Genomic DNA, 11,773 nt, shown 5'->3' on the forward strand with positions numbered 1-11,773 from the left:
GGCGGTGATCACGGTGCGGCAATCGGCATCCTGATCACTCGGCATCCAGGTGCATCGGGGTGATCACCCGGCCATCCTTCTCAGCCTGACCCAGGGTGGTATCGATGAAGTACACCCGGTCGTCTTCCAGCTTGCCCTTGTCCACCAGGTAGTCCTTGATGCTGCTGGCCCGCTCCTGGCCGAGCGTACGCAGCAAGGGGGCGCTCTCGGCCCAGGACTTGATCACCGCTTCACGCAGCTTGGCGGTGCGCTCGTCGCGCCCCAGTTGTTCCCACTCAGCCGGTGGTTGCTGCTTCAGGCGATTGCGGTAGATGCCTTCGAGCATCGCCGGTTTGTCGCTGTCGTCGATCACCAGCATCGAGGCATTGGCAGGCACCTTGTCGCCACGACGCTGCAGGATCTTGTACCAGGTGGCCTGGTACTCGCGGTCCAGGCGCTGCTGGGCGATCAACGGGCCGTCGCTGGTCTGCGCGCTGGTGCCTTCGATTTCCAGGCGCAGCTCCGGGCGCTCCTTGAGGGCCGAGGCCAGTTTGTCCAGCGACGACTGGGCGTCGCCACTGAGTTCACTCGAGCCTGGGGTGAACGACACGTTGCCAAGGTCTTCCGAGCCCCCGCCAGCAATCAGCCCGCCAATGAACTTGAACGGTGCCTGGGCCGCGCGCAACACCAGGTTGCGCAGGGTTTGCCAGACAATCGGCATGACGCTGAACTGCGGGTTGTTGAGGTCACCCGTCACCGGCAACTCGATGGAGATCTTGCCTTCGGTATCCTTGAGCAGTGCCACCGCCAGGCGGATCGGCAGGTCCACGGCATCCGGGCTGTCGACCTTTTCGCCCAGCTGCAATTGCTCGACCACCACCTTGTTCTCGGCCTTGAGCTGGCCGTTGGTGATCAGGTAGTGCAGGTCGAGGTTGAGCCGGCCCTTGCGGATACGGAAGCCTGCGAACTTGCCGGAGTAGGGCGTCAGCGTGGTCAGTTCGACCCGCTTGAAGCTGGTGGCGATATCCAGGCTGGCCAGCGGGTTGAACGGGTTGAGCGCACCCTTGATGGTAACCGGCGCATAGCGGTCGACCTTGCCCTTGATGTCCACCTTGGCCGGGTTCGGCTTACGGTTGTCGATCGTGCCGACCTGGCCGTTGAGCTGTTGCACGGCCGTGGCGAAGTTGGGCGTGAGGGACAGGTCGGCGAAGTTGGCCGAGCCGTCGTTGATGTCGATCTGGCCGATGTGTATGCCCAACGGCTTGTCGTTGCTGGCCGGTTTGGCAGCCTTGGAGGCCGGCGCGTCGGCCGGTTGCGGGATCAGCAGGTCGTTGATGTTGGTGGTGCGGTCTTCGTTGATGATGAAGCGCGCATAAGGCTGCAGCAGGGTCACCTTGTCGATCGACAAGGCATCACCGTGCACATACGACAGGCCGTCGACGTTCACTTGCTGCCACTTCACGAAGTCGCGGCCCTTGATGGTGTCGAGCGTATGCAGCTGGTTGACCTGGGCCTTGCCGGCGACGTTGAAGGCCAGTGGCTCGGTACTTTTCAAGTCGACCTTCAGGTCGCTGGCGAGCATGCCGCTGCGAAGCTCCAGGAGGATGAACGGGCTGATGTAGGCCTGGGCCACACGCAGGTCGATGTCACGTGTGCTGACATCCAGCTTGGCCCAGACCGGCGCCAGGTTGACCTGGCCAGCAGCCTGCAGCTTGCCTTGCTTGCCCACACCCGTATCGAGCTTGAGCGTGAAAGGCGTCTGGTTGAGGCTGTCGAAGCCTTGCAGGTCGACATTCAGCGGGCCGACGTCCAGGGCCACGGGTTCCTTCTGGCTGCGGTCTGCCAGGTGCACGCTGTAGTTGCGCAGCTGCACGTCCTTGAGCAGCACCTGCCAGGGCTTGCTTGGCGTGTTGGCGGCTTGCGCATCGGGCGCAGGCTCGGCAGCGGCGGGTTCGGCCTTTTCCTTGGGGGTGGGCTTGGCCGGTTGGCTGGCGAACAGCTTCTGCCAATCGAGTTGGCCGTCTTTTTCCAGCGCAGCCCAGGTTTCGAGTTTTTCGCTACGAATCTTGCCGACGATCACCTGTTGCTTGGCCAGGTCGATGGAGGTTTCACTCACCTCCAGGCTGGCCAGACGCGCGAGTTTGCGCCCATCTGGCGCCTTGATGGCGAAAGGCGCGATGCGTACCGAGGTGTTGTCCAGCAACAGCTCGGTCTGCTTGGACAGGTTGAGCTTGTAGTGGGTATCGAGGCTGATCACACCGTCTTCGAGCACCAGCGGCACGGCATCACGCACATACGGCCAGAACAGTTTCATCTTGCCGTCGGTGATCTTCAGCGTGCCTTCGGAGGCGATCGGCGACAGGCCAAGGGTGCCTTTCCAGTCGATGCGCCCACCGTTGGGGCCGTTGGCCACCAGCGTCATGTCGGCATTGTCGTCCGGCAGGGTGCTGAGGTTTTTCAGCTCCAGGTTCATGTTGTCGTAGAGGAATTCGATCGGCTCGCTCGGGCGTTGATCCTCGAAGTGCAGGTAACCTTCGGTGAGCTTGATGCTGCCGATGCGAAGCGGGAACGGGTCGCTGGGCGGCTGGTCCGGCTTGGCCTCACTGGCGGGCAACTTGAACAACTGGGTGAGGTTGAGCGTACCGTCTTTGGCGAACAGCACTTCATTGCGCGGTTTGTCGAGTTCCACTGCGGTCAGGTGCAGGGCACCGCTCCACAGGCTGTCGAGCGAGAGGTTGGCGTACAGCCGCTCGAAACCGACTTGTTCCTTGCCAGGCTCGCCGATCTGCAAGCCCCACAGCGTCAGTTCGAGGCTGAAGGGGTTCAGCTCGATGCGCTGCAGGTGCGCCGGCACGCTGGCATAGTGCGCCAACTGCTGGTTGGCGATGCGCAGGGCGACACCGGGAAGAATGAGGAAGCCGAGCAGGCTATAGAGGGCTACGAGGGCCAGCATGGCGCCGAGGGCGCGAGTCAATCCTTTGTACATGTGTCGCTTCGTCTGTCTAAGCAGGAGTGCTTGGAGTATGGCACGTTAAATCAGTTCCGCTGAGGCGACCATTTCGCCTCATTCGATGCCCATGCGGCGCTTTGCCCGATGCGCCGAGCCGTCGCGCATGGCCCAGCGCAGTACCGGCGCCGTGCGTTGCAGGCCAAGGCGGATCATGCGGCGCTGCAAGGGACCTTGTTGCAGGCCGAGCATGGCCTGGGCCCAATCGGGCAGCAGGTCGATGCCCGCGTTAAGCATCAGCTTGCCGACAGGTTGCGCCAGGCGGCTGGGGGCCGGTGCGGCAAGCAGGATGTCGACCACCTCGAAGCTGCGCGCATCGCTCTGCAACTGCGGGCGCATCTGCCGCAGGTAGTCTTCGACTTGCTGGCAGGAGCGCGGCACATCACGGGCGCCAAGGCGTTCGGCGATCAGGGCAATCTCGTTGTAGTAGGCATCCTGCTCGGCACGCGGCAGGTGCGGGTTGCGGTAACGCAGGTGGGCGGCGAGAAAACTGCTGACCTCGGCGACGTGCACCCAGGTCAGCAAGCCCGGGTCGCTGGCCGCATAGGGGCGGCCATCCGGCGCGGTACCGGTGACTTGCAGGTGAATGGTGCGGACCTTTTCGATCAGCCAGTCGGCGTCGCGGGTCGAGCCAAAGGTGGTGCCGGAAATGAACTGGCTGGTGCGGCGCAAACGGCCGAGCAGGTCCTGGCGAAAGTTCGAGTGGTCCCACACTCCGGCCAGGGCCAGCGGGTGCAGCAGTTGCAGCATAAGGGCACTGATGCCGCCGACCAGCATGCTCGGGAAGTCACCGTGTACCTGCCAACTGATGCTTTGCGGGCCAAACAGGCCAGGGTCGCCCTTGGGCGATTCCAGGTCGAGCTGGCCGAGGGCCAGCCCGGTAAGGCTCATGACCTGGGTTTCGATGCGGCGGCGAAGGGCTTCCATGGCGACCTGTCGTTCAGGGCGGCCATGAACATGTGCCGCCGGCTATTGGTTGAGGCGTTTGTCGATCAACCCCTGGACCACGCTCGGGTCGGCCAGGGTCGAGGTATCGCCGAGGTTTTCCAGCTCGTTGCAGGCGATCTTGCGCAGTATACGCCGCATGATCTTGCCCGAGCGGGTTTTGGGCAGCGCCGGCGCCCATTGGATCAGTTCCGGTTTGGCGAAGCTGCCGATTTCCTTGCTGACCAGGGCCAGCAGTTCGGCCTTGAGCGCGTCGTCGGGGTCCACGCCGTTCATGGTCGTGACAAAGGCGTACACCCCCTGGCCCTTGAGGTCATGGGGGTAGCCGACCACTGCCGCTTCGGCGACGCTGTCGTGCAGGACCAGCGCGCTTTCCACCTCTGCCGTGCCGATGCGGTGGCCGGACACGTTGATCACATCGTCGATGCGCCCGGTTATCCAGTAGTCGCCATCGGCATCGCGGCGTGCGCCGTCACCGGTGAAGTAGTAGCCGGGCAGGGGCTTGAAGTAGGTTTCGACCATGCGCTGATGGTCGCCATAGACGCTGCGAATCTGCCCGGGCCAACTGGCCTTGATGGCCAGCAGGCCGGCGCCGGGGCCTTCGATGAGTGCGCCTTTTTCGTCCAGCAGCACTGGCTGCACACCGAACATGGGCTGGCTGGCGCAGCCGGGCTTGAGCCGCTGGGTGCTGGGCAACGGGGTGAGCATGATGCCGCCGGTTTCGGTCTGCCACCAGGTATCGACGATCGGGCAGCGCTTGCGCCCGACTTCTTCGAAATACCATTCCCACGCTTCCGGGTTGATCGGCTCGCCAACGCTGCCGAGCAGGCGCAGGCTCTGGCGCGAGGTGCTCTGCAGCGGGCCGGAGCCTTCGCGCATGAGGGCGCGCAAGGCCGTGGGTGCGGTGTAGAAGATGTTCACCTGGTGCTTGTCCACCACCTGCCAGAAGCGCGATGTGTCCGGGTAATTGGGCACGCCTTCGAACATCAGTGAAATCGCACCATTGGCCAGCGGGCCATAGACGATGTAGCTGTGGCCGGTGACCCAGCCCACGTCCGCCGTGCACCAGAACACCTCACCCTCGCGGTAGTCGAACACCACCTTGAAAGTGAGTGTGGCCTGCAGCAGGTAGCCTGCGGTGGTATGCAACACGCCTTTGGGTTTGCCGGTGCTGCCGGAGGTGTAGAGGATGAACAGCGGGTCTTCTGCGCCCATGGGTTCGGGCGGGCAGTCGTCACCCGCCTGCTCGGTTGCCTGGTGATACCAGAGGTCGCGGCGTTCATCCCAGGCGATGTCGCCACCGGTGCGGCGCACGACGAATACGCTGCTGACATCGGGGCAGTTGGCCAGAGCCTTGTCGACGTTCAGCTTCAGCGGGATGCGCTTGCCCCCGCGCACGCCTTCATCGGCGGTGATCACGGTGCGGCAATCGGCATCGAGGATGCGATCGCGCAGGGCATCGGGCGAGAAGCCCCCAAACACCACTGAGTGCACGGCGCCCAGCCGCGTACAGGCGAGCATGGCAAAGGCCGCTTCAGGGATCATCGGCATGTAGATGCAGACCCGGTCGCCTTTTTTCACCCCGCGCGCTTTCAGGGCATTGGCCAGGCGGCAGACCTGGCGGTGCAATTCGCGGTAGCTGATGGCTTTGGCGTCGTTAGGGTCGTCGCCTTCCCAGAGCAAGGCGGTCTGTTCGCCGCGCGTGGCCAGGTGGCGGTCGATGCAGTTGTAACTGACGTTCAGCTGGCCGCCGTCGAACCAACGGGCCTTGCCGGTTTTCAGGTCGCATTGCTGCACGCTCGACCAGGGCTTGACCCAGTCCAGGCGCTTGGCCTGCTCGGCCCAGAACGTATCGGGGTCGTCGACCGATTGCTGGTAGAGGCGGCGATACTCTTCGTCACTGAGGGTGGCCGATTGGCTGACGGCCAGGGCCTGGGGGTAGTCGCGTATATCGAACATGGCGGTTGTCCTGCTCTTGTCGGGGCGATGGACTGCAACGGCTATTCGATGGACAAGTGTAGCCAGGCTGGGTTCGCCTGGGCATGAAAGACGAAGGGCCCACCTTGGCGGTGAGCCCTTCTGCATCAACCGCGGTGACGGCCGCGGAAGTAGTTGATCAGGCCCTGGGTCGAACCGTCTTCGGCGCTGTCTTCCAGGCTGCCTACAAGGCGCTGGTAGACACCTTTGCCCAGCTCCTTGCCCAGCTCCACGCCCCACTGGTCGAAGGCATTGATGCCCCAGATCACGCTCTGCACGAAGACCTTGTGCTCATACATCGCCACCAGTGCGCCCAGGCGGCGCGGGCTGATGCGCTCGACCACCAGGGTGTTGCTCGGGCGGTTGCCCGGGATCACCTTGTGTGGCGCCAGCTTCTCGATGTCTGCTTCGTTCAGGCCTTTGCCGCGCAGTTCGGTCTCGGCTTCGTCACGGGTCTTGCCGAGCATCAGCGCCTGGCTCTGCGACAGGCAGTTGGCGTACAGCCACTGGTGGTGGTCGGCAACCGGGTTGAAGCTCACCACCGGCACGATGAAGTCGGCCGGAATCAGCTGGGTACCCTGGTGCAGCAACTGGTGGTAGGCATGCTGGCCGTTGCAGCCAACGCCGCCCCAGATTACCGGGCCGGTGTCGGTGTTCACCGGTGTGCCGTCCTGCAGCACGCTCTTGCCATTGGACTCCATGTCCAGCTGTTGCAAGTGCTTGGTGATGTTACGCAGGTAGTGGTCATACGGCAGGATCGCATGGCTGCGCGCGCCCCAGAAGTTGCCATACCACACGCCCAACAGGGCCAGCAGCACTGGCATGTTCTGTTCGAACGGCGCGGTCTGGAAGTGCTGGTCCATGGTGTAGGCGCCAGACAGCAGCTCCTTGAAGTTGGCGGTGCCGATGGCCAGGGCGATCGGCAGGCCGATGGCCGACCACAGCGAATAGCGCCCACCCACCCAGTCCCACATCGGGAAGATGTTCTCTTCGCGAATGCCGAAGGCCACGGCGGCGGCCTTGTTGCTGGAAACCGCGATGAAGTGGCGATACAGCTCGGCTTCCGAACCGCCCTGGGCCAGGTACCAGGTACGCGCGGCCATGGCGTTCTTCAGTGTTTCGAGGGTGTTGAACGACTTCGACGAAACGATGAACAGCGTGGTTTCGGCACGCAGGTTGGCCGACAGTTCGTGGAACTCGCTGCCATCGATGTTCGCCAGGTAGTGGCAGCGCACGCCACGTTGCGCGTAGGGCAGCAGTGCCTCGGAGACCAGCTCGGGGCCAAGGAACGAGCCGCCGATGCCGATGTTGACCACGTCGGTGATCGGTTTTTCGCTGTAACCGCGCCACAGGCCATCGTGGATGCGCCCCACCAATTCGGTGATCTGGTTGAGCACCTTGTGCACCTCGGGCATCACGTTGACGCCGTTGACGCTGAGCTTGTCGCCAACCGGGCGGCGCAGGGCGGTGTGCAACACCGGGCGGCCTTCGGAGGCGTTGATGATCTCGCCGTTGAACATCGACTTGATGGCATCTTGCAGGCCGACTTCTTTGGCCAGGTTCACCAGCAGGTCACGGCTTTGTTCGTTGATCAGGTTTTTCGAGTAGTCGAGAAACAAGCCGCAGCAGCTCAGCGAGAACTGGTCAAAGCGCTTGGGGTCGGCGGCGAAGGCGTCACGCATGCTGAAGTCTTGCATGGCGTCGCGGTGTTGCTGGAGCGCCTGCCATGCGGGCAGGGCCGTCACATCATGGGGTGTACGGTAATACGCCATTGCGGAGGGTTCCTTGGTGCGTTGTGAGGCCTTGGACATTGGCCTTGGCTGTCAGTTGCAGGCAGTCATTATAGGCATTGGCGGCGCGGGGGGAATGGGGGGCGTGACGGGATATCGCGGGGCGTCTGCACGGTATGTTGCAGGGGCGGCCTTGCGCCGCGAAAGGGGCGCAAAGCGCCCCCGGAAAACCGCATGATCAGGCGGTCTTGTCTTCCACGTGCAGGTACAGGTTGTCGATCAACCGGGTGTTACCCAGGTAAGCCGCTGCGATCACCACCAGGTCCCGATCATCGATCAGCGCCGGGCGCAGGCTCACGGCATGGCGAATTTCCAGATAGTCCGGGCGCAAACCCGCAGCGGTCAGTTGCGCCAGCCCTTCTGCGGCCAGTGCCGCAAAATCACGCTGGCCACGGCCAAGCGCCGCCCCGATGTGCTGCAGGGTGCGGTACAGCGCAGGCGCGGTAACACGTTGCTCGGGCGTGAGGTAACCATTGCGCGACGACAGCGCCAGGCCGTCCTCGGCGCGCACGGTCGGCTCACCGATGATCTGGATGGGCATGTTCAGGTCGCGCACCATGGCGCGGATCACGGCCAACTGCTGGAAGTCCTTCTCGCCGAACACGGCGAGGTCCGGCTGGACCATGTTGAACAGCTTGCTGACCACCGTCGCCACACCTTCGAAATGCCCTGGCCGGCTGGCGCCGCACAGGCCTTCGGAGAGCTGGGGCACGCTTACCCGGGTTTGCACGCTCATGCCGTCGGGGTACATCTCGTCGACAGTCGGGGCAAACAGCAGGTTGCAGCCGGCCTGGAGCAAGCGCTCCTGGTCGGCAGCCAGGGTGCGCGGGTAGGCGTCGAGGTCTTCATTGACGCCGAACTGCAGCGGGTTGACGAAGATGCTGGCAACCACGAAATCGGCTCGCTGGGCGGCCTTGGTCACCAGGGCGGCATGGCCGCTGTGCAGGTTGCCCATGGTCGGCACGAACGCGATGCGCTTGCCTTCGCCGCGGGCGCGGCCAACGGCGGCGCGCAGTTCGCGGACGGTCTTGACAGTGTTCATGCGCTGAACCCGTGTTCGCTGGCGGGGAAGCTGACGTCCTTGACCGCCTTCACGTAGGCGGCGAGGGCGCTGTCGATGTCCGGCTGGCCGGCCATGAAGTTCTTCACGAACTTCGGTACCCGGCCACTCAGCGACAGGCCAAGCATGTCGTGCAGCACCAGCACCTGGCCATCGGTGGCGCTGCCGGCGCCGATGCCGATCACCGGAATGCTCACCGCCTGGGTGATTTCCGCTGCCAGTTCACTTGGCACGCATTCGAGCAGCAGCATGGCCGCGCCGGCTTGTTCCAGGGCAATGGCGTCGGCACGCATCTGCCGCGCCTGGGCTTCCTGGCGGCCCTGCACCTTGTAACCGCCCAGCACGTTGACGGTCTGTGGCGTCAGGCCCATGTGCGCGCACACCGGTACACCGCGCTCGGCCAGCAGGCGAACGGTCTCGGCCAGCCAGGCGGCGCCTTCGAGCTTGATCATGTGGGCGCCGGCCTGCATCAGCGTGGCGCAGTTGGCGAAGGCCTGCTCGGGGGTGGCGTGCGCCATGAACGGCAGGTCGGCCAGAATCAGCGCGCCATCGTTGCCACGCTTGACGCAGGCAGTGTGGTAGGCCATTTCCGCCGTGGTCACAGGCAGTGTGCTGTCGTGGCCTTGCAGGACCATCCCCAGCGAGTCGCCCACCAGCAACACTTCGACACCGGCCTGGCTGGCGGCCTTGGCGAAGGTCGCGTCGTAGCAGGTCAGCATGGTGATTTTTTCACCCTTGGCCTTGAGGCCATGCAGGGTGGTCAGGGTTACTTCAGGCATGTAGGAAAATCCTCGTTCAGGCGCTGTTAAAACGACTGCATACAACGCGTGTAGTCATCTTCCGGAGCGGCACATCATCGCGCGTGATGTTCGCAGGTCCGTCCGGGCCTAAATACGGGTATGCGGCACTTGGGTGCCACACGGGACGCCTATAGTCGTGAGCGAGGTGGGGGAAGTCAATCACCCTGTTACCGCATTGTTACGAACAGGGTGTTACTGGCGTTACCGTCGCCTGGAGCGCCCGAATTACAGGCGCTCGAGACCGACGAACGGGCAGGCGCTGATGAGCTGGGCGAGTTCGCGGCCATCGGGCAGGCAGAAGCCGTCTGGCACCAGTTCGGCCAGGGGGTACAGCACGAAGGCGCGGGCGTGCATGTGGTAATGCGGTACCTGCAGGCGCGGCACGTCGATCAGCTGGTCGCCGAACAGCAGGATATCCAGGTCGAGCGTGCGAGGGCCCCAACGCTCCTTGCGCACGCGGCCCTGGTCATTTTCGATGGCCTGCAGGGCGTCGAGCAGGGCCAATGGCTCGAGCGAGGTGTCGAGCGCCGCCACGGCGTTGGTGTAGCGCGGCTGGCCAGGCAGCAGCGAGTCGCTGGTGAACAGGCCCGAGGCCGCCACCAGGCGGGTGCCTTCGGCCTGGCCCAGCGCCTGGAAGGCGTTTTGCAGTTGTTCTGCAGGCGCGTCCAGGTTGCTGCCCAGGCCGATGTAGGCGCGCGTTGTCACTCGAACGCCTCGTCGCCACCGCGTTTACGCTTGCTGGGGCTGCGTTTGCGCTTGCGCGGGCCGGCGCCGGTACCTTCGTCGCGGCTGCCCAGCTCACGGATCATGTCGCGGCGCTGGCTGTCGTTGGCATCCTGGTAGTCAGTCCACCATTGGCCGAGGTCATCGGTTTCCTCGCCAGCGCTTTCACGCAGCAGCAGGAAGTCGTAACCGGCACGGAAGCGCGGGTTGTCCAGCAACTGGTCGGCGCGCTTGCCGCTGCGACGTGGCAGGCGTTCCTGCATGTCCCAGATCTCGCGGATCGGCAGGGTGAAACGCTTCGGGATAGCAATGCGTGCGCACTGTTCGGCGATCAGGTCGTGGGCCGCACCGTTCATGGCTGGGATCGGTGGCACACCCTGGTTTTGCAGGTGCAGCACACGGGCCGGCAGGGCGGGCCACAGCAGCGCGGCGAAGAGGAAGGCCGGCGTGACCGGTTTGCCCTGTTTGACGCGCAGATCGGTGTTGGTCAGCGCCTGGCTGATCAAGGTGTGGGTGTAGCTCGGGCGTTCGTCCAGGGCTTGCGCGCTGGCCGGGAACAACGGCTCGAACAGCTGCAGGTCGACCAGCATTTCGAAGGCCATCGCACCTTGGCCCGAGAGGAACAGCTTGAGGCTTTCCTCGAACAGGCGCGCAGGCGGGATCTCGCGCAGCAGCGGGGCCAACTCGCGGATCGGCTGCACCGTGTGCTTCTCGATGCCGAAGTCGAGCTTGGCGGCGAAACGCACGGCACGCAGCATGCGCACCGGGTCTTCCTGGTAGCGGTGGGTTGGGTCACCGATCAGGCGCAACAGGCGGTTGCGCACATCGTGCACGCCGTTGGCGTAATCGAGGATGCGCTCGCTGACGGGGTCGTAGTAGAGGGCATTGATGGTGAAGTCGCGGCGTTGCGCGTCTTCTTCCAGGGTGCCGTACACGTTGTCACGCAGGATGCGGCCACTGGCATTGTGCGACGAACGGTGGTTATCACCTTGGTCGTCTTCCGAGTGGTGGGCGCGGAAGGTGGCGACTTCGATGATCTCACGGCCGAAATGCACGTGGACCAGCTTGAAGCGGCGACCAATGATGCGCGCGTTACGGAACTCGGCACGGACCTGTTCGGGCGTGGCGCTGGTGGCGACGTCGAAGTCTTTGGGCGTGATGCCCAGCATCAGGTCGCGGACACAGCCACCGACCAGGTAAGCCTGGTAGCCCGCACTCTGCAGGCGCTCGACGATGTTCACCGCGTGGCGGCTGAACTGGTGGCGTTGCAGCGAGTGTTGGCTCTTGTTGATCACCTCGGGCGTGGTGCGCCGGTGGTGCTGGCCCGGTACGGGAGGGCGGAACGACTGGAACAGCTTCTTCAGCATGGGATGCACTGTTTGAAGGAATGTTCGGCCAAGAATAGGAGAATGGCCGCATGATGGGCGGGGATTCTAGCATTTACTCAAGGAATGGTGTAGGCGGGTAGCAGGATGACTGCCAGAAGGGAGAA

Annotated in this window: 8 protein-coding genes; all 8 read right to left on the reverse strand. The window is 64.0% G+C overall.

Features of this window, described 5'->3' with window-relative positions:
- Positions 1–34: 34 nt before the first annotated feature.
- The 8 genes from NP534_RS22420 to NP534_RS22455 all read right to left on the reverse strand — a co-directional run bounded on the left by NP534_RS22420 (position 35) and on the right by NP534_RS22455 (position 11,648).
- Entirely contained in the window at positions 35–2,965 is a 2,931-nt protein-coding gene (locus tag NP534_RS22420; RefSeq protein WP_274100149.1) for a DUF748 domain-containing protein, read from the reverse strand.
- 78 nt (positions 2,966–3,043) lie between these two features.
- Positions 3,044–3,913 carry an oxygenase MpaB family protein gene (locus tag NP534_RS22425; RefSeq protein ID WP_033701574.1) on the reverse strand — a complete coding sequence of 290 codons (870 nt, stop codon included), beginning with the start codon at positions 3,911–3,913 and terminating at the stop codon, positions 3,044–3,046.
- Positions 3,914–3,955: 42 nt separating this feature from the next.
- Positions 3,956–5,890, reverse strand: a complete 1,935-nt coding sequence (gene acs, locus NP534_RS22430; protein WP_274100150.1) for an acetate--CoA ligase — start codon at positions 5,888–5,890, stop codon at positions 3,956–3,958.
- Between the two features lie 125 nt (positions 5,891–6,015).
- Positions 6,016–7,680: a glucose-6-phosphate isomerase gene (pgi, locus tag NP534_RS22435; RefSeq protein WP_033701571.1), complete on the reverse strand. Its 1,665-nt coding sequence runs from the start codon at positions 7,678–7,680 to the stop codon at positions 6,016–6,018.
- 196 nt (positions 7,681–7,876) lie between these two features.
- Positions 7,877–8,740 carry a pantoate--beta-alanine ligase gene (gene panC / locus NP534_RS22440; protein WP_033701570.1) on the reverse strand — a complete coding sequence of 288 codons (864 nt, stop codon included), beginning with the start codon at positions 8,738–8,740 and terminating at the stop codon, positions 7,877–7,879.
- Positions 8,737–9,537 carry a 3-methyl-2-oxobutanoate hydroxymethyltransferase gene (panB, locus tag NP534_RS22445; RefSeq protein WP_033701569.1) on the reverse strand — a complete coding sequence of 267 codons (801 nt, stop codon included), beginning with the start codon at positions 9,535–9,537 and terminating at the stop codon, positions 8,737–8,739. Before panB ends, panC begins: the two co-directional genes overlap by 4 nt.
- Positions 9,538–9,783: 246 nt before the next feature.
- A complete protein-coding gene (gene folK, locus NP534_RS22450; RefSeq protein ID WP_274100151.1) occupies positions 9,784–10,263 on the reverse strand; it encodes a 2-amino-4-hydroxy-6-hydroxymethyldihydropteridine diphosphokinase in 480 nt (159 codons plus the stop codon).
- On the reverse strand, positions 10,260–11,648 hold the full coding sequence (locus NP534_RS22455; RefSeq protein ID WP_033701566.1) for a polynucleotide adenylyltransferase PcnB: 1,389 nt from the start codon (positions 11,646–11,648) through the stop codon (positions 10,260–10,262). Before NP534_RS22455 ends, folK begins: the two co-directional genes overlap by 4 nt.
- Between the last annotated feature and the right edge of the window lie 125 nt (positions 11,649–11,773).

The sequence above is a fragment of the Pseudomonas sp. 39004 genome, from assembly GCF_028682155.1.
GTDB lineage: Bacteria > Pseudomonadota > Gammaproteobacteria > Pseudomonadales > Pseudomonadaceae > Aquipseudomonas > Aquipseudomonas capeferrum.